Raw genomic sequence first — 18953 nt, forward strand, 5'->3', positions numbered from 1 at the left:
AATTAACTCGGTAATATTCAAAAAGAAGGTAATATTCAAGAAAAAAGTAAAAATCAAAAAGAAAGTAAAAAGATTAAAGAAAGAAGTTAATTTTTAGAATACTCGTTAATGGCTTCTAAAAATGACTTGAATAAAGGATGTGGCCTGTTAGGTCTTGACTTGAATTCAGGGTGGAACTGACATCCTATAGCCCAAGGATGGTTCGGGAATTCCACGATTTCAACGAGGAAATCATCTGGACTTGTACCTGAAATGATTAAACCTTTATCCTGCAATTCTTTTCTGTAATCGTTATTGAACTCATATCTGTGTCTGTGACGCTCTTCGATGTCGGTTTCACCATAGGCCTCAAACGTTTTAGTTCCTTCAACAATCTTACAGTCATAGGAACCTAAACGCATGGTACCGCCCATGTTCTTGATTTTCTTCTGCTCTTCCATCATGTCAATGACGGGATGTGTGAGATTATCATCGAACTCGGAACTGTTGGCGTCGGCGTATCCGTTGCGCCTTGCAAACTGGGTAACCATTGACTGCATACCCAGACAGATTCCGAAAAGGGGAACGTTATTTTGAATTGCGTATTCGACTGCGTCCAGTTTTCCTTCAAATCCACGTTCTCCGAATCCTCCTGGAATGAGAATGCCGTCGAAGTTTGCCATTGCATCAGCGTCCAGTTCATCAACGTCTGAGCTTAAATATTCGATATTCGCCTTGACGCCTATGCTGGCTGCTGCGTGCTGGAGAGATTCACGTATGCTGATATAGGCATCTTCTAGCTCAACGTATTTTCCGACAATACCTATCGTTACGCTTGGACTGTCAATTTTCAGAGAATCGACGATGCGAGCCCAATCGTCCAGTTTGGAAGAATCCGCTTCGATGTCAAGGCCGATTCTGTTGACGATTAGCTGGCCGATTTTCTTTTCTTCCAAAACAAGAGGAACTTCATAGATTGAACCTGCATCCGGAGTATTAACGACAGCGTCAACGTCCACGTCACAGAAGTGAGCCACCTTGCCCAAAAGGGCGTCGTCGATGTGGACCTGTGACCTGCAGACGATTACGTCCGGATTGATACCCATACTTCTCAGTTCCTTGGTTGAGTGCTGGGTAGGCTTTGTCTTGAACTCGCCTGCGGCGTTAAGGTACGGAATGAAAGTAACGTGAACAAACATCACGTTTTTAGAGCCTTCCTCGTTACGCAATTGCCTTAAGGCCTCTAAAAACGGCTGGCTTTCAATGTCCCCAACGGTACCGCCAAGTTCAATCAATACAACGTCATAATCCTTTTTCTCGGAAGTTTCCCTTATCATTTCCTTGATTCGGTTAGTGATGTGAGGAATGACCTGCACGCATTCGCCCAGGTATCCGCCTTCCCTTTCCTTTTTGATAACAGATTCATAAACTTTACCAGTAGTTATATTGGCAAAACCTTCCAGTTCAACGTCTAAAAATCTCTCATAATGGCCTAAATCCAAATCGGTTTCCATACCGTCATGAGTTACGAAAACCTCACCGTGCTGATAAGGATTGAGAGTTCCTGAATCCCAGTTCAGATACGGGTCGATTTTAATGGCTGAGACTTTCAAACCGTAGGATCTTAAAATCCTACCCATTGAAGCTGAAGTAATTCCTTTACCAATAGAACTTACAACTCCTCCAGTAATAATAATATATTTTGTCAGAAAAATCCTCTCCATAGTAAAATATTATATTATTCTTTTAGTCTTTTATGATATATAAAATTAAATAGAAAGTAATTATAACATGAAAAATTAAAATATTAACATATAAAAAATGGGGGTACTCTTTTGAAAAAGATATATCTGCTGACTCTGCTGTTAATTCTGATTTTTTCAATAAGCGCTGTTAGCGCAGACGAATTGAATGATACCCTAACTAACGACAATGATTCAGGCATTGAAGTGGAAACAGATGACAACAGCACGATTATCGGCAATGATTTAGTGAAATACTATAAGAACGATTCTCAATATGAAGTTCAGGTTTTCGATGAAAACCATACAAAACTGAACAATACGCAAGTTGAATTTACGATTAATGGAAATAGCTACATAAGAAACGTAAGCGACGGAATAGCCCGGATGAACATTAACCTGAATCCCGGCGAATACCAGATTACTGCCAAAAGCTGCTATGACAATGCCACAGTTACAAACAACATCACGGTATTGGCTACCATTATCTCTTCAGATTTAACCAAATACTTCAAGAACGCTTCACAATACCATGCTACGCTTTTAAACGGCACGGGAAGTCCTGAAGCAAATGTCCCTGTAGCAATCAACATCAATGGGGTCAAATATAAACGCACAAGCGACAAGAACGGAACGGTTAACTTCAACATTAACCTGAATCCTGGCGAATACGTGCTGACCCTGGAGCGTGAAGACACCGGCCTCAAGGCATCAAATAAGGTTACTGTTTTAAATACGCTTTTCTGTGAAGATGTGGTGAAATACTACAAAAACGCAACCCAGTTCAAGGCAACGCTGCTTGACAGCGAGGGAAATCCTCAAGCCAATGCCGGCGTGACCATTAACATTAATGGAGTTAAATATAAACGCACAAGCGATAAGAACGGAACAGTTAAGTTCAACATAAATCTGGATCCTGGAAAATACGTGCTGACCGCCCAGCGTGACGATAACAGCCTTATGATGTCATCCGACGTTACTGTTTTAAATACGCTTTTCTGTAACGATTTAGTCAAATACTTCAGGAACGGCTCCCAAGTCAATGTAAAGGTATTGGATGACAAAGGAAAGCCACTGGCAAACACAATGATTTCATTCAACATCAACGGAATCTTTTACAACCGCCAGACCAACGCTGACGGAATAGCTACTCTTGCAATCAACCTGCAGCCTGGAGACTACAGATTAACTGCCGAAAGGCTTGACAACCATCTCAAGAAATCATCAAATATTAAGGTATTGCCTAAACTGACTGGAAGGGACGTCAATACCTGTACTGAAGGCAAGGCTTATCCTGTAACGCTGGTCAATGACGTTGGACAGCCTGACGCTGGAAAAACAATTACCGCAAACATCAACGGCCAGACATTCTATGCAACTACGAATTCACAGGGAGTAGCTACTTTTCAATTGTCATTCCTTACAAAAGGATACTACACGATTACCGCAAGCTATGACGGCAGCACCATTTCCAATAAGCTGCTGGTTGAAAAGGGAACTCTTCAAGTCATCAGAAACGTTGGAAACCCTAACGCCAAGAAAATAGCTTATGTGGTTGGAGTTCACCCGCTGGAACACAGAACCCACGAAACGCTGCTTAAGATATTGCCTACAATTCCTGGTCTGAACTACTGCTATGACATCTACGTAATTACAGTAACCGAAGATATCGGCTATTACGGTGACGGCGCATCAGACAACAGTCCTGGAAGACAGAACGGACAATACATAGCACGTAACTACGTATATCCTCAAATCGTTAACGGAGGATATTCACTTGCAATCGACGTTCACTCAAATACAGGATATGGAGTTCCTGCATTCGTATTCTCTCCGGTTACAGGCGGAGCTGGAGAAAAAATCGCAAGAAACGTTGCAAGCAGGTGTCCAAACGTAAACTATTACCAGATAAGTACAACGTCAAGCGGACCGTCCCTGACCATTCCTTTAAACCAACATGGGGTTCCTGCATTCTACTACGAGGAATACAGCCATGAACCGCAGGGAAGCATGGACGCTCACATGAGACAGCTCCTTTATGCTGTGGACGGATTGAAACTTTAGGTAAGATAATTCAACTTATCTTACATTTTATTTTTTTTATAGGAGCATTAAAAATGAAGAAAATTCTCATATTATTACTGATTATCGTGATTTTAGCCGGAGGAATAGCTTTTGTATTCAATCAGAGTTTAATGTCAGGCAATAATCCAATTGAATCTGTAAACAGTGCTTCAGCAGTCAGAGAGGTTATTGCAAACAGTTCAGATGATCCGGGAAGCGTTGAAGTAATAAGAAACGTTGGAAATCCCAACGGCGAAAAGATAGCTTACGTTGTCGGGCTTCACCCTCTGGAACATGAAACCCACGAAACACTGGTAAAACTTCTTCCAACCCTTGACAATCTTAATTACTGTTATGACATCTATATAATTAACGTGACAGAAGATGTAGGTTATTACGGTGACGGCGCATCAGACAACAGCCAGGGAAGGCAGAACGGACAGAATCTGGCATACAAATACGTATATCCGCAAATCGTAAAGGGCGGATACAAGCTGGCAGTTGACGTTCACTCAAACGTCGGAGCATATCCATACAAGACATTCGTGTTCAGTCCGGTCAATGAATGCCCTGGCGAAAAGTATGGAAGTGAGGTTGCAGGCAAATGTGAAAACATTTCCTATTATTCACCTGAATCAACAACAAGCGGACCTTACCTGACCGTACCGTTAAATGAGAATGGGGTTCCGGCATTTTACTTTGAGGAATACAGTTTTGCATCACAAAACGAGAAGGATTCCCATATGCTGGAGCTTATCCGTGCAATCGACAGTCTAAAGTTTTAGGGTCTTGATGAATTCCTTTACGAATTCATCACAGAATTCCCATGTATGCTCGCCTTCAGCCCCAACGAAGGTGGCATCAATATCCCTTGATTTAAGGAACCTGTAAAAATCAGCATTTTTTTCAAAGAGAAAATCGTCTAGTCCGCAGTACATGAATATTTCAGGGACGTTTTCGCAGTTTTCAGCCAGCCATTTCGGATCCTTGTCGGATTCTGCTACATTATCCAAATCACCGAAAACTGATTCATAAAAGTCTTTTGAGTATAAAACGTTTGTATTATCGCCGTAATTGACTATATCGTCGGTTATTAATGCAGCTGAAATCATTCCTATTTTTGAGAAGTTGTCGCAGTACTTCAATCCGTTTCTGATGGCACCGTATCCTCCCATTGAAAATCCTGCAATATAGGTATCTTCACGCTTATCTGAAAGAGGGAAAATGCCTCGCGTAATGTCAAGAAGTTCCTGGCCTACATATTCACCGAAGAGCCTGTGTGATTTTACATCATCAAGATAGAAGCTGTTTTCGCCGCATGGAATTACAATGGCTATTCCATTATCTTCAGCGAATTTCTGAACCGAAGTATTTGCCAAAAAGATGTCATCGCTTCCATATAAACCATGAAGCAGATACAGTGTCTTATAAGGCTTTTCAACGATTTCTTCAGTATCATTTAAAAAATGAATGTTGTCCGCCGGGAGAATAACGCTTATTGACGTTCTTCTCTGAAGGCTTTTGCATTTGATGTCTCCCCTAAAAAGAACCATTATTAACACCTCATGTCCACAAATCGGTTATAAACATAGGACTTGCGTCGTCCGCCTTTTCAAATCCGCAGTTTTCATAAAACTCCACTTCATCATTGTATGCTACGATAACTATGCGAAGATAATCCTTATAAATGTCTTTTACCTTTAAAACCAGTTCATGTCCTATTCCCTTTGACTGGTATTCCGGCTTTACAAGCAGGTAATGGATGTATGCAGTCATTATTCCGTCATCCATCGCTGATATTAACCCTACCAGTTCATCTCCGTTCCATGCGGAAATTACCGTTTCGAAGTTTTTCATTGCAACGACTAGCTTTTCGGGAAAGTGTCCTGAAGACCACCCTACAGATAAAAAAAGATCTTTTAAATCATCACTTTTAAAGTCATGAAAGTCCTTATAAACGATTTCACCCATGATATCGCCTTATTCATTAAGCAACTTTTCCAGTTTTTCGTTCAATTCGTTTAATTTTTTGTCCATGATTACCTGATTTTTCATTATCTGGTTCTGATTTCTGATTATAGAACCCTGATTTTTCACTATAGTTTCAAAATTTTGGTTTATTGCCTCAGCATTTTCTTCAAACATTTTTTCACCTCAAACTGCCCTGTATTCCATCCATTTTCCGGAGAAATATCTGTAAACGTAAATGGCTGCCCTCACATACCAGTCGATAAACATCGCTATCCATGTTCCGAACACTCCAACGCCCATCCAGTCGGCTATTACATATGAAAGGGCTATTCTGCATGTAAACATTACTGCAAGGCTTATGTACATCACCGATTTTGAATCTCCCGCTCCCCTGAAGGTTGAAGGAAGCGTAAATGCAATCGGCCAGATTATTACTGCAAATATGCCGTGCCAAATAACCATCTCCGTTGTCATTGCGGCCGTCTGGCTAGACAGCTGATAAACTTCCAGAATAAACGGCAGCAATACAAAAATGGCTACATTAATTATTATATGGGATATGAACACTATTAAAATTATCTTTTTGTTGTAATATTTTGCCTGCTCGTAATCGTTTGCGCCGACACATCTTGAAATGACTGCCGTAAGCCCCAAGTTAATTGCAAAACCTGGAAGAACTGAAAATATCCCTATGGAGTATCCTACGGAATTTGCGGCTATCGCCATGGTTCCGAATGTTGAAACAATGCTCAGCACCAGAATGCGGCCCAGCTGAAAGAGTCCGTTTTCGATTCCGTAGGGAATTCCCACATTCAGCACGTTTGTCAATACTTTCCAGTCGAATTTATGTCTCAGCGTCCTTTTGATATGCAGTTCATAGTTCTCATCCAAAACGAAATGAAGTATTATAAGCGCCGATAAAAGTCTTGAAAGCACGGTCGGAATGGCTACGCCTTCAACGCCCCAGCCAAGATAATAAATACAGAATGCATTTCCAATCACATTTAATATATCACAGAACGCCATTACCTTCATCGGAAGAGATGCGTTGTTAGTGGTTCTGAATAATGCTGCGCCTGCATTGTATATTGCAATGAACGGTATTGATAATGCCACAATCGTGAGGTAAATGTCAGCGTTCGTCCATACGTCAGCTTCAATGTGGCCGAAAAGAACTCCTATGAATAATGACCTTAAAAGAATGACAATGACCATGAAAACGGCTGATGAAATGGCTGAAAACCATACGAGCTGGTTGGAAGCGTCACGTGCATTATCCGGTTTTTTATCTCCCAAGTACTGTCCGGCGATTACCGCACCGCCCGTTGCAAGTGCGGAAAAAGAGAAAATTAAAAGCTGCATTAAAAAGTCAACAAGGGAAACTCCTGAAATTGCGGCTTCGCCCAATGATGCAACCATTATCGAATCCGCAAGGCCGACAAAAAACTCCAGGGACATCTCTATCAGCAATGGAATGAAGAGATAGAGCAGTGCCTTATTTGAGAACAGGTAGCCTTCAGGAGTCTTGAATATGTTCATTTTTATCTAATAAAATTGGTTCTTGGTTTTGACTCACTCATATCCGGTTTTAAACCTTTTTCACGACCTGCTTCAATGCATTTTAAAAAATAAGCCATGTTTTTGCCTATTTGTCTCATCGTGAATAAACCTTCCTCATCCTGCATTACCTCTTCAGGAGTGTTTCCGTGAACGGCGTTCCAGTATACTGATGATATTACGGGCATCTGGGAAATTGTCATGAATTTATTCAGCTGGTCAAATGTTGCGGTGGTACCGGACCTTCTGGCGGATACTATGGCCGCCGCAGGCTTGAATCTGAATGCGTCTGCGCCTTTTCCGTGGCCGTTTGAGTAAAATGACCTGCCTAAAAATGAAGTTATTGCACCGGTGGCTGCAGCATAGTGAACAGGTGAGCCGAATATGAATCCGTCTGCATCATATGCCTTTTCAACAAATTCATTGACCTTGCCGTTGTCAAAGGCACATTTTCCAAGTTCGCTGCATTTGGTGCATGCAGTACAGCTTAATACGGGCTTGACGCCAATCCAGAAAATTTCCGTTTCTATACCGTTTTCGTTTAGGGTCTTTTCAACCTCACATAATGCCGTATAGGTACATCCGTTTTTGTGAGGACTTCCATTAACAAGTATTACCTTCATAAAAATATCTCCTTAAAATTCATTTATTAATCTTGACATTAACTTATAGCCTTCCTGCTTTTCGATTGAGCCTGTCTTTACGCCCTCTTCATCGAATGAAGTGCATCCGTCACCTGTCCTGCCTGAAGCGTAAACAACCAGCGGTATGTCGTCACGTGTGTGGGTTCCGATTGAAATCGGCGTTGGATGGTCAGGTAAAATAGCTGCCTTGAAGTCCTGACCCTCAAGACTTTCCATGACAGGCCCTACAATGAACTCGTCGATTCTTTCGATTGCCTTTACCTTTTCATCTATCAGTTGGGCGTGTCCTGCTTCGTCGGGAGCTTCTATATGGATAAAGAGTACGTCATGAGTTTTGAGTGCTTCTATTCCATATTCACCTTTGGCCTTATAATCAGTATCGAAAAATCCTGTTGCTCCCGGAACGTCTATAATGTCCATATTGGCGAATATTCCGATTCCCTTAAGCAGGTCAACGCCTGTAATTACGGCAGCAGATAATCCGTAAGTTTCCTTGAAGTCAGACAGTTTCGGAGTCAGACCCTGTCCCCAGAACCATACCATGTTTGCAGGAGCCTTTCCTTCATCAATCCTTTTAAGGTTGACTTCATGGTCTTTTAAGACTTCCTGGGCTTCATACATGATGTCCCTCATTTTGATTTCAAGATCTTCGCTCCAGGAAGTGTATTCCGTCAGGCTTTTGCCTGAAATGTCATGGGGAGGTACGGTATCTAAATTTGCAAGCAGTTCAGCGTCCTCATCACTCTCGCATGAGTATACGAATAAGTGCCTGTAGCTTATTCCTGCGTAGAATTTTCCCCTGAAGTCATCGTATTTTTCATTGAAGTATTCATTTAATGCATCCATCAGCACGGCCGCCTCTTCGGAAGTGATGTGGCCTGCATTGAAGTCATCCATCATGTCATCCTTTTCCGTTATGGTATTGCACCTGAAGATTACGTCCCTTGGCGTTGTCTTTATTCCGACGCTTCCCGCTTCAAGGGGTCCACGTCCGGTGTAGTACTCGGCAGGATTGTATCCGAAAATGCTCATGTTTGCAACGTCTGAGCCCGGAGTGTAGCCGTCGGGAACGTTATTTGTAAAACCTCCAAATCCGTTTTCAGCTAATTTATCGATGTTTGGAGTTTTCGCTACTTGTAATGGTGTTTTTCCGTCTAATTCGTCAATTGGTAAGTCACTAGCGCCATCAGGAATAAAAATTACATATTTCATAATATCAAAGTCCCAAAAAAAGAATAAAAGATAATTAGTATTTGGTCTTTAAAATACTAATTACGTCAGTCAACATCGCAGATGCGGTTTCCAAAGAACCTGCACCGAGTCCCATAACGGTTATTTCACCGGCCAGATCCGTTTTGATGGTAGCCATGTTCAATGTTCCGCTTACGTCATATGAGCTTCCCATCTTAACCAGCCTAGGAGCCACTTTCAGATTCTTAGGTGAAACTTCAGCTATCAGCTTGATTAGATAACCGTCCTTTTTGGCAAGTTCGATTGCCTGTGAAGTGATATTGGAAATTCCCTCCACTTCAACGTCATCATAGGTTGCGTCAATGCCCAAAAGTGAATTGGCTAAAATTACCGTCTTGCATGCTGCATCTATACCTTCAACATCCTGTGTAGGGTTTGTCTCCGCAATACCCAATTCCTGAGACTCCTTTAAAGTAATGTCATAGGATGATCCTTCTGAAGTCATTCTTGAGAGGATGTAATTGGTGGTACCGTTCAAGATACCGACGATTGATTCTATGCCGCATGATGAAAGGGTATCGCGGGTAAAGTTGATGATAGGCATTGCTCCGCCGACACTGGCTTCGTACTTGAATTCGACACCGTTGTCTTCGGCAGCCTGAGTTACTTCAGAGAATTTCAATGCCAAATGTCCCTTATTGGAGGTGACAACATCCTTGCCCTGTTCAAATGCCTTAAGCGTTAATGACAATGCGGGTTCAGCTGTTTCGATATTGGTAGGAGTAGCTTCCATCAGCAAATCGTATTCAACGGCATCCAAAACGTCAAGGCCGCTCATGTTGGTTCCGCAATCCCTGTAAGCGGACAGCCTGCCTTCGCTGTTTTTAATGTGAACAAGCATCATTTCATCCAGACCTTCCTGACAGATTGCTGAGGAGGATGAATCGGCAGCAGCTACAACCTTAAGTTCCACACCATAATCTTGCTTAATCATAGCCTTCTTTAATGAAATTGCGCGTGCTATACCTTGGCCGACAGCACCAAATCCCATTATAATAATTCTACATTCCTTCATAATATCACTAAACCTCGTTAATCATAAGTAAATCTTTTTCTTTAGCTATTTTTGCTATTTCATCAAAAGCGAACTGTTTTTTGCCGTAATCGATTTCCAGATTAATCAGTGCAGTTGACTTATCTTCGCCGTCAAGCTTGATGTCAAATCCGACCACATAAACGCCGTCCAGCTTATTGATTCTGTCGGTAGTGTCCCTTACATCATTGTCAACGATATGGCCGATTAGAATGGTGCTTATTAATTCCTTGTTGATCATGCCATCTTTTTCGATGATTGTAATGTTCAAATCATTGAATCTTTTGATTACACGGCTAAGATTTTCCTGTTCGCCTTCCAAAGTAAGTTGAACCGGAATCTTTCCTTTTTCATTTTTGGAATCCCTTTTATGGATGACCGTTACAAGATTTGCACCGAGGCCGCTTATAGGTTCCAAAACGGAAACAAGCTGTCCAGGGACATCCAAAAGCTCAAGAACTAAGTTCATTCTCATATTTAATCACCTTAATTATACCCAATCCGCTTTTTTAACTTTAAGATTGCCGTCCTTGTCAATGTGAGCATTTCTTAAAATCTTTTCAGGGTTTTTTTCGTGAGGTACGTCTTCACGGGTTAAATTTAAGTTATCGGTAATATACCAGGTTTCTTCTGAATCAGGAATATTATCCAAAGTTTTTGAAAATTCATCAATAATCTTTTCTGCATCTTTTTCAATTGACATAAAATTTTACTCCTAATTGTAAATAATAAATATAGTTATGTTTTTTAATATTAATAAAGTTAAAGATTAAAAAAAATTAGTTTGATTTTACGGTAATTGTATTGGATACTGCATAATCGTTCCATGATGAAGTGATAAGATATTTGCCAGGGTCTAAATTAATCTTTAAGCTGACTACACCATTTGAATCGGAAGTGCGATTGTAAAAAACGCCGTTGATGTTGAATGTTACGTTCTGATTAGGCATCAGTCCACCCCCTTCATTCAAAACGACAGCCCTGAATCTGGTGCCGTCCCTGCAGTTCATGAACAGATCATGAGTATACAGCCTTGTCAATACCCTAATGTTATTGGAAACGGACGCCCCGTCGTAAGTGGCGGTTATTATATAGCTTCCAGGAGCAAGGTTGATATTCAATTTAACCGTTGCATTTTCATCAGACGTTCGTGTGTAGAAAACCCCGTTGATGTTGAAGGTTACTTTCGCGCCGCTTAAGGGATTGCCCTCACCGTCTATAACCTTTAAGGTGTATTGGGTATCGTTTCTGTAGTACTTTACAACGTCACGGTTTTCAACGAGCACCGGCCTGACGAGAATAGTATTGCTCACCTTGTCGTTATTGGTGTTGATGGCAGTTATGACATATTTTCCCGGAGCCAGATTGATGTTAAGCTTGGCAACACCGCTGGCATCGGTATTTCTTGTGTAGAAAACCCCGTTGATGTTGAACTTGACAGCAGTGTTTTTTAACGGATTTCCGCTGGTGTCCAAAAAGGATGCGTAATACTGGGTGCCGTTTTTATAGTACTTTTCAATGTCCTTGCCGAATGCAGTTGGCTTTACCGTGATTTTAGCCGAAGTCCTGTTTTTACCCAGTTTCCCGTCATAAGAGACAACTGCATTGTATTCGCCGCTTGCCAAATTAATGGCCAGAGATACGTATCCGTCATGGTTTATTTCACGATAATATGTCTTTCCGTTAAGGGATATAGCTACCTTTTCACCGTCAGGAATGAAATTGTTCTTATCCGCAAGGCGAACGACCAGACCCTCGGATCCGCCAACATATTTCGTGACGTCGGACGTTGAAATGTAAGCGCCGTACGGGGATACGTAATAGCCCAAATCATATGATTCCTCCATTGCCTCAATTTCTGCATGGAGTTTATGATTTCCATCGCTTAAAGGACAGAAGTTGATTATTATATCCCTGGAATCTCCCGAAGCAGGCGTATACCAGTACAATACATGATTCTGTGGATTAAATTTGTAGCTTCCGTGTGAAGTTACTGCACTTATGAACTCGACGTTATCGCCCAGATCAAAGAGTATTGTCCTTGCTGCATGGATAAAGTTGATTCTGTAGTATATAGATTCCTGCACTCCGACTACAAGATTATACGGCCTTGAAATGAGCTGGATTACATTTTTGAATTCGGTAGTTTTAAAGATATGGGTTGCCACAAAGACCTTTCCGGGATTTTGAGGGATTTCATTAGGAGAATGGTACTGTCCATTGTAATAGAAGTGAGTTACCATATTCCCAGTGCTTCTTCCCACATTGCGTCCGTTGTCGTTGGTTGCGAAAATGTCTATGCCATAGGAAACCCCAATTTCGGATTCATGAACCTTATAGTCATAGGTCATGAGATTCTTTCTGTGATAGCCGCTGCTTTCATAGGAACACATGATGATTATTGCATCGATTGGATTTGATGAATATTTATTGTAGTTTCCTGAAAAGTAATATGAATAATAATTGGGAACCACAAGGAACTGTCCGACCTGCAAAAGCCCTTTGAAATAGGTGTTTGCAAATGCAACACCGTATCGTCCGTCAGGAGCCTTGATTAGAAAATGGCCGTAGCCATAACGGGCAAGAATGTTTTTTGCCTGATTGAGATAGTCTGCTGAAATGTCATTGTTTGCACGCATTGTGGCGGCAATCTGCTCCATGGCCCTTGAAGAGTCATTGTATTGGCTTCCCCCTTCACTGAAAACCCAGCCGTCTTCCGTGATGATTGCATGGCAAAAGTACTCGTATGGAGTGTCGATTTCCTGTTTCATGACGTTAACGCCGTACCATTGGGTAGCAGTAAGCAACAGACCGTGTCCGTTCATCGGACCGTCCTGCCTAAATCCGAAAGCAGTTTCATCCCTTTCCTGAATCACAAAAGAACAGCATTCGCAGTTTGACATGTTTGCAAGCTCAACGAAAGTGGATGAATCGTCGGGCGATTGAACAGTGATTATATCTTCCGGTGATATCTGTAGTTCTGTTAAATTTGTATCTTCAGCATAAACCGGAGATAGTATTATACAAAAAAATAATAAGATTACGAGTACTCTTTTAAACATATTAATTGTTTTATTGGCGATTGTATAAAAAAGTTATCGGCATTTGAAAAAAAAATAAATGAATAAGGTTTTAAAAACCTTATTGTAAAACGAATCCTCCGTTAGGAGAAATAACTTGTCCTGTGAGATAATCGGCCGTTAAGATGTACTCTAAAGCGCTTGCAATCTCTTCAACTTCACCGATGTGGCCGAGAGGGATTGTAGCTGCAAGAGCGTTCAATTCATCCTGGTTTACGCCTCTAAGCATGTCGGTCATAATCATACCCGGAGCTATTGAATTAACACGAACTTTTCTTGGAGCGAATTCCAAAGCAAGAGCACGGCAGAGACCTATTACGCCGGTTTTAGCAGCGCAGTAGTCTGCCTGATTGATAACACCGGTAAGTCCGCCTACGGAAGCCGTACATACAATAGCCGTTTCACGGTCAACCATGTATGGAAGGCACAAGTGGCACATGTGCATCATACTTACGAGATTGGTGTTGATAACGGCCTCATACTGTTCAGGCTCAAGGTCAATGAAGTTGCAGTTGTTGGTAATACCTGCGTTGTTAATTAAAGCATCGATTTCTTCGCCGAACGCTTCAACGGTTGCTTCAACCAGCTTTTTGCAGTCTTCGAATTTACTTACGTCTGCCTGTACGGCAATAGCTTCCACACCGTATTCGGACTTGATTTCTTCAATGAGGTCTTCGGTCAACTGTTTGGATGAGTCACTTCTGTAGTTGATTGCTACGTTGTAGCCGAGTTCACCAAGTTTAAGAGCCATTGCTTTTCCGATTCCTCTGGAACCGCCTGTAATAATTGCATTTTTTGCCATTTTTTATCACCTTTTTTTGGTAATAATTATATTTGTTTTTGTAATATAATAAAATTTTTTAAAATTTTTTAGAAAAATGAATATTTCTAATCATATTTCAATTACAATTGAAATTATACTTTTTAATACTTCCAAATCTTATTTTTAATGGAATAATTAAGGTATTTTTAATTAACCTTAATAACAAGTTGTGATAAATCTATTGTTAAAGCAATATTGCTCTAGGTGAGTAATATTGTACGGGGTGGTTAAAATTTCATTCTATAATGAAAATTCATATGAAGAATCAATAATTGAGTTGTTTGAAACCTTGGGATACAACCATTATTATGGTCCGGACGTTGAACGTGACTATAAAAATCCTTTATTTATGCAGGATTTAGAAAATTTATACAATATTAACCGAAATTTAGATAAAAATGCAGTTGATAAAGCTATTGAAGTAATTCAGGACTTTGGTATTGCTTCACTTGAAGATATTAACAATAAATTCATGTCTTATCTTCAAAATGGAGTTTCTGTGAATTACTGGCAAGATGGAAAAGAAGAATCTACTCTTGTTAAACTTGTTGATTTTGATAATTTAGACTCAAATTTATTCAGTGTTATTAATCAATGGACTGTTGTAGATAAGGAAACTAAAATTCCTGATGTTGTTGTTTTTGTCAATGGTATGCCTTTAGTTGTATGTGAATTAAAGTCTCCTTCAAGAGAAGATGCCGATACTTCCTATGCATACACACAATTGAAAAAATACATGCAAGTGATACCTGTTTTATTTAATTATAATGCATTTTGCGTTATGAGTGATTTGTCAATTTCAAAAGCAGGAACAATAACTTCAACGGAAGACAGATTCATGGAATGGAAAACTACCGATGGAAGTTATGAATCAACACAATGGGCTGATTTTACCACATTTTTCGAAGGAATTTTTGAAAAAAATAGGTTTTTAGATATATTAAAGAACTTTATTGTTTATTCTAATGACTCCGCTAAAAAAATTAAGATTCTCGGCGCATATCACCAATACTTTGCAGTTAATAAGGCCGTTAAATCAACCATCCAAGCAATTGAAAGTGACCATAAAGCAGGAGTGTTCTGGCATACTCAGGGAAGTGGAAAAAGCTTATCCATGGTATTTTATGTAAATAAACTCCAACAGGAACTTGAAAGCCCAACTTTCGTTGTTATAACAGACCGTAATGATTTAGATGACCAATTATTCTCACAATTCAGTAAATGTAGTGATTTTTTAAGACAAACCCCAAAACAAGCCACAAGCATGAAAAACCTAAAAGACTTATTGAATGATAGAAAAGCCAATGGTATTTTCTTTTCAACAATGCATAAGTTTGATGATTATGATGAATCATTAACCGATAGAGATGATGTTATAGTAATTTCTGATGAAGCACACAGAAGCCAATATGGTCTGGAAGAAAAAGTAGACCCTAAAACTGGTGAAATTAAAATAGGTGCTGCTCGCCGTATCCGTAACGCACTTCCAAATGCAACATACATCGGATTTACAGGAACACCGATTTCAAGGTCTGATAAAAGCACTAGGGAAGTTTTTGGTAATTATATCGATATTTATGATATGACACAATCTGTTGAAGATGGAGCAACAGTACCAATAAGCTATGAAAGCCGTATTGCTGAAATTCAATTAGATGAAGCAATTTTACAAAAAATTGATGAAAAATACTGGGAATTGCGAGAGCAAGCTGAAGAATACAATATTGAACGCAGTAAACGGGAATTAAGTAAAATGGAATCATTGCTTGGAGCTCCAGAAATAATTGATGACATATGTAGAGATATTGTCCAGCACTACGAAGACAATCGTGCTTACGAATTAACAGGAAAAGCAATGATTGTAGCATATTCACGCCCAATAGCCATAAAAATGTATAAAAAAATATTAGAACTACGTCCGGATTGGGATGAAAAAGTAAAAGTAGTTATGAGTGGTTCCAATAAAGATCCGGAAGAATGGCATGAAATTATTGGAGATAAATCCTACAAAAAAGAACTTGAAAACAAATTCAAGGATGATGAAGACCCAATGAAAATAGCTATTGTTGTCGATATGTGGCTTACCGGATTTGATGTTCCTTCCCTTGCAACAATGTACGTTTACAAACCAATGAAAGGACATAATTTAATGCAGGCAATTGCAAGAGTAAATCGTGTATTTAAAGGAAAAGAAGGAGGACTCATTGTTGATTATATTGGAATTGCATCAGAACTTAAAAAAGCAATGAGCGAATACACAGAAAGAGATAATAAAAACTATGGAGACATGGATGTTGATAAAAAAGCTTACCCAAAATTCCGAGAAAAATTAGAAGTATGTCGTGATTTATTCCATGGATTTGATTACTCAAAATTCTTTGGTGAAAGTAATTTAGAGCGATCTAAAGTCATAAGCGATGGAGTAAACTTCATGGAAGACATAACACAAAAAGATAGAAAAAAAGATTACTTAAAAGAATCATTACTCCTTAAAAAAGCACTATCATTATGTAGAAGCAGGGCTAACGAAGAAGAAAGATTTGAAGCGGCATTCTTTGAAGCCGTGAGAACAGTTTTAGTCAAGGTATCTTCAAAAGATACATTAACAGTTCCAGAAATAAACAAACAAATTACAGAACTGCTTAATCAGTCCATTAAAAGTACCGGTGTTATTAATGTCATTAATGTAAGTGATGAAGTGTCATTATTTGACCCAGAATTTTTAGATAGAGTACGTGCAATGGAATCTAAAAATTTAACTATTTCTCTTTTAGAAAAATTACTTAATGACCAAATAAACGGATATAAACGTACAAATATCGTTAAATCAGAAGAATTCTCCGATTTAATTAAACAAACAATGAACAGTTACATTAATGGCCATATTACTAATGATGAGGTAATTGAAGAATTAATTAAAATTGCAAAACGTTTGCGTGATGCACATTTAGAAGGAGAAGAGCTAGGTCTAACGGAAGAAGAATTAGCATTCTATAATGCAATTGCACTTCCAGAAAATATTCATGACTTCTATGACAATGAAACTTTGATTAAAATAACACAAGAATTAACCGAATCATTAAGAAAAAACAGAACAATCGATTGGCAGAAAAAAGAAAGTTCCCGTGCCAATATGAGGAAAATCGTTAAAAGATTACTTAAAAAATACGATTATCCTCCAGAAGATATGGATTTCGCTTTAGATAAAGTTATTGCACAATGTGAATTGTGGGTAGATGAAGTAGCTTAGGTGATTAAATGACAAAAGACAATATTTCAGAAATTGGTTTTGAAAAACAAATTTGGGATGCAGCAGATGAACTTAGAGGTTCAATGGATGCAGCTGAATACAAACATGTAGTGTTAGGTTTAATTTTTCTCAAATATTTATCCGATAAATTTGAAGAAAAATATCAGGAACTTGTAGATGAGGGAGAAGGCTTTGAAGAAGATATAGATGAATACACATCAGAAAATATATTCTTTGTTCCACCAGAAGCTCGTTGGTCAGAAATAGCTAAAAAAGCAAATACTGAAGAAAATGGTTTAACTATTGATAATGCAATGAAAGCAATTGAAGATAAAAATAAATCACTTAAAGGAATTCTACCTAAAAACTTCTCAAGACCTGAATTGGATAAAAAGAAACTTGGCGCTGTAATTGACATATTCACAAATGTACAAATGTCTGAAAAAGGAGATAAAAAAGACATTTTAGGCCGTACATACGAATATTGTCTCAGTATGTTCGCAGAAACTGAAGGCAAGAAAGCAGGCGAGTTTTATACACCTGCCTGTGTTGTAAAAACCTTAGTTTCAGTATTAAAGCCATATGATGGAAGAGTATACGACCCATGTTGTGGTTCAGGGGGCATGTTTGTTCAATCCAAGAATTTTATTGAAAATCATGCAGGAAATATTAAAAAAATCTCTGTGTATGGTCAAGAATCAAATCCAACAACATGGAAAATGGCTAAAATGAATTTAGCGATAAGAGGAATAGAAGCAGACCTTGGAGAACATCAAGAAGACACCTTCTTAAACGATCTGCATCCAACATTAAAAGCAGATTATGTAATGGCGAATCCACCATTCAACCTTAAAAAATGGGGACAAGAACAATTGCAAGATGATGTGAGGTGGAAATATGGAATTCCGCCAAAAGGAAACGCTAACTTTGCTTGGATGCAACATATGATACATCATCTATCACCAAAAGGTAAAATTGGTTTAGTACTGGCTAACGGATCATTATCATCAACAACCTCAGGAGAAGGAAAAATAAGGCAAGCTATTGTTGAAGATGACTTGGTTGAATGCATAGTAGCTCTACCAACCCAATTATTCTATACAACAGGAATTCCAGTTTGCTTATGGTTCTTAAACAGAGATAAAAAACAAAAAGGAAAAACACTGTTTATTGATGCACGTGAAATGGGAACAATGGTATCCCGTAAATTACGTGAGTTAACTGATGAAGACATTGAATTAATTGCTGATACATTCACTAAATTTGGAGAAGGCACTTTAGAGGATGAAAAAGGATTCTGTAAAGTTAGTGACATGGAAGAAATTAAAAAACATGATTTTATTTTAACTCCTGGCCGTTATGTTGGATTTAAACCAGAAGAAGATGATGGAATACCATTTGAAGTGAAAATGGTTAATTTAACTAAAGAGCTTGATGAACTATTTAAAGAATCTAATGAGCTTGAACAAAAGATTCGCCAAAGTTTAAAGGAGATTGGATTTAAATTCTAAATTTGAGTTTGGAATTTTTTATTAAATGGAGGGATAAATTTGAGTTTA

16 protein-coding genes are annotated in these 18953 nt (G+C 39.1%); 4 read left to right on the forward strand and 12 right to left on the reverse strand.

The features are described 5' to 3' along the window. Window positions 1-86 precede the first annotated feature (86 nt). A complete protein-coding gene (locus tag F3G70_RS01485; RefSeq protein WP_149730945.1) occupies window positions 87-1703 on the reverse strand; it encodes a CTP synthase in 1617 nt (538 codons plus the stop codon). A 111-nt stretch (window positions 1704-1814) separates the two neighbouring features. Between F3G70_RS01485 and F3G70_RS01490 the strand changes: the two genes are divergently transcribed. Continuing rightward, complete coding sequence (locus F3G70_RS01490) at window positions 1815-3785, forward strand: hypothetical protein (RefSeq protein ID WP_149730946.1); 1971 nt, start codon at window positions 1815-1817, stop codon at window positions 3783-3785. 53 nt (window positions 3786-3838) lie between these two features. Further along, window positions 3839-4570, forward strand: coding sequence for a hypothetical protein (locus F3G70_RS01495; RefSeq protein WP_149730947.1), 732 nt, complete (start codon window positions 3839-3841; stop codon window positions 4568-4570). Here the strand turns inward: F3G70_RS01495 and F3G70_RS01500 are convergent. The 11 genes from F3G70_RS01500 to F3G70_RS01545 all read right to left on the reverse strand — a co-directional run bounded on the left by F3G70_RS01500 (window position 4559) and on the right by F3G70_RS01545 (window position 14123). Next, complete coding sequence (locus tag F3G70_RS01500) at window positions 4559-5338, reverse strand: alpha/beta hydrolase (RefSeq protein WP_149730948.1); 780 nt, start codon at window positions 5336-5338, stop codon at window positions 4559-4561. The genes F3G70_RS01495 and F3G70_RS01500 overlap by 12 nt on opposite strands. Window positions 5339-5348: 10 nt before the next feature. Continuing rightward, on the reverse strand, window positions 5349-5756 hold the full coding sequence (locus F3G70_RS01505) for a GNAT family N-acetyltransferase (protein ID WP_149730949.1): 408 nt from the start codon (window positions 5754-5756) through the stop codon (window positions 5349-5351). A 9-nt stretch (window positions 5757-5765) separates the two neighbouring features. After that, window positions 5766-5930, reverse strand: coding sequence for a hypothetical protein (locus F3G70_RS11955; RefSeq protein WP_188118021.1), 165 nt, complete (start codon window positions 5928-5930; stop codon window positions 5766-5768). A 9-nt stretch (window positions 5931-5939) separates the two neighbouring features. Further along, entirely contained in the window at window positions 5940-7295 is a 1356-nt protein-coding gene (locus F3G70_RS01510) for an MATE family efflux transporter (protein WP_149730950.1), read from the reverse strand. Between the two features lie 2 nt (window positions 7296-7297). Continuing rightward, window positions 7298-7936: a flavodoxin family protein gene (locus tag F3G70_RS01515; protein ID WP_149730951.1), complete on the reverse strand. Its 639-nt coding sequence runs from the start codon at window positions 7934-7936 to the stop codon at window positions 7298-7300. Window positions 7937-7948: 12 nt separating this feature from the next. Continuing rightward, window positions 7949-9169, reverse strand: a complete 1221-nt coding sequence (locus tag F3G70_RS01520) for a cofactor-independent phosphoglycerate mutase (RefSeq protein ID WP_149730952.1) — start codon at window positions 9167-9169, stop codon at window positions 7949-7951. A gap of 34 nt (window positions 9170-9203) precedes the next feature. Then, the gene (locus F3G70_RS01525) at window positions 9204-10223 is read right to left on the reverse strand and encodes a homoserine dehydrogenase (protein ID WP_149730953.1); all 1020 of its coding nucleotides are present in this window, start codon (window positions 10221-10223) and stop codon (window positions 9204-9206) included. A 7-nt stretch (window positions 10224-10230) separates the two neighbouring features. Further along, entirely contained in the window at window positions 10231-10716 is a 486-nt protein-coding gene (locus tag F3G70_RS01530) for an amino acid-binding protein (protein ID WP_149730954.1), read from the reverse strand. A gap of 15 nt (window positions 10717-10731) precedes the next feature. Beyond that, entirely contained in the window at window positions 10732-10944 is a 213-nt protein-coding gene (gatC, locus tag F3G70_RS01535) for an Asp-tRNA(Asn) amidotransferase subunit GatC (RefSeq protein ID WP_149730955.1), read from the reverse strand. 76 nt (window positions 10945-11020) lie between these two features. Then, window positions 11021-13303, reverse strand: a complete 2283-nt coding sequence (locus F3G70_RS01540; protein WP_149730956.1) for an MSCRAMM family protein — start codon at window positions 13301-13303, stop codon at window positions 11021-11023. Between the two features lie 79 nt (window positions 13304-13382). Beyond that, window positions 13383-14123, reverse strand: a complete 741-nt coding sequence (locus F3G70_RS01545) for an SDR family NAD(P)-dependent oxidoreductase (RefSeq protein ID WP_149730957.1) — start codon at window positions 14121-14123, stop codon at window positions 13383-13385. Between the two features lie 244 nt (window positions 14124-14367). On the opposite strand from F3G70_RS01545, the gene F3G70_RS01550 reads away from it, so the two are divergent. Next, window positions 14368-17394 (forward strand): type I restriction endonuclease subunit R, encoded by a 3027-nt coding sequence (locus F3G70_RS01550; protein ID WP_223165982.1) that lies wholly within the window; start codon window positions 14368-14370, stop codon window positions 17392-17394. An 8-nt stretch (window positions 17395-17402) separates the two neighbouring features. Further along, window positions 17403-18905 (forward strand): class I SAM-dependent DNA methyltransferase, encoded by a 1503-nt coding sequence (locus tag F3G70_RS01555; RefSeq protein WP_149730958.1) that lies wholly within the window; start codon window positions 17403-17405, stop codon window positions 18903-18905. Window positions 18906-18953: the final 48 nt, after the last annotated feature.

This window comes from Methanobrevibacter millerae, assembly GCF_900103415.1.
Lineage (GTDB): Archaea > Methanobacteriota > Methanobacteria > Methanobacteriales > Methanobacteriaceae > Methanocatella > Methanocatella millerae.

Bases quoted from the DNA above. Each gene is read 5' to 3' on its own strand.
- F3G70_RS01485 (WP_149730945.1), bottom strand. From the start codon at position 1,703: ATGGAGAGGATTTTTCTGACAAAATATATTATTATTACTGGAGGAGTT.
- F3G70_RS01495 (WP_149730947.1), top strand. From the start codon at position 3,839: ATGAAGAAAATTCTCATATTATTACTGATTATCGTGATTTTAGCCGGA.
- F3G70_RS01500 (WP_149730948.1), bottom strand. From the start codon at position 5,338: ATGGTTCTTTTTAGGGGAGACATCAAATGCAAAAGCCTTCAGAGAAGA.
- F3G70_RS01505 (WP_149730949.1), bottom strand. From the start codon at position 5,756: ATGGGTGAAATCGTTTATAAGGACTTTCATGACTTTAAAAGTGATGAT.
- F3G70_RS11955 (WP_188118021.1), bottom strand. From the start codon at position 5,930: ATGTTTGAAGAAAATGCTGAGGCAATAAACCAAAATTTTGAAACTATA.
- F3G70_RS01510 (WP_149730950.1), bottom strand. From the start codon at position 7,295: ATGAACATATTCAAGACTCCTGAAGGCTACCTGTTCTCAAATAAGGCA.
- F3G70_RS01515 (WP_149730951.1), bottom strand. From the start codon at position 7,936: ATGAAGGTAATACTTGTTAATGGAAGTCCTCACAAAAACGGATGTACC.
- F3G70_RS01520 (WP_149730952.1), bottom strand. From the start codon at position 9,169: ATGAAATATGTAATTTTTATTCCTGATGGCGCTAGTGACTTACCAATT.
- F3G70_RS01525 (WP_149730953.1), bottom strand. From the start codon at position 10,223: ATGAAGGAATGTAGAATTATTATAATGGGATTTGGTGCTGTCGGCCAA.
- F3G70_RS01530 (WP_149730954.1), bottom strand. From the start codon at position 10,716: ATGAGAATGAACTTAGTTCTTGAGCTTTTGGATGTCCCTGGACAGCTT.
- gatC (WP_149730955.1), bottom strand. From the start codon at position 10,944: ATGTCAATTGAAAAAGATGCAGAAAAGATTATTGATGAATTTTCAAAA.
- F3G70_RS01540 (WP_149730956.1), bottom strand. From the start codon at position 13,303: ATGTTTAAAAGAGTACTCGTAATCTTATTATTTTTTTGTATAATACTA.
- F3G70_RS01545 (WP_149730957.1), bottom strand. From the start codon at position 14,123: ATGGCAAAAAATGCAATTATTACAGGCGGTTCCAGAGGAATCGGAAAA.
- F3G70_RS01555 (WP_149730958.1), top strand. From the start codon at position 17,403: ATGACAAAAGACAATATTTCAGAAATTGGTTTTGAAAAACAAATTTGG.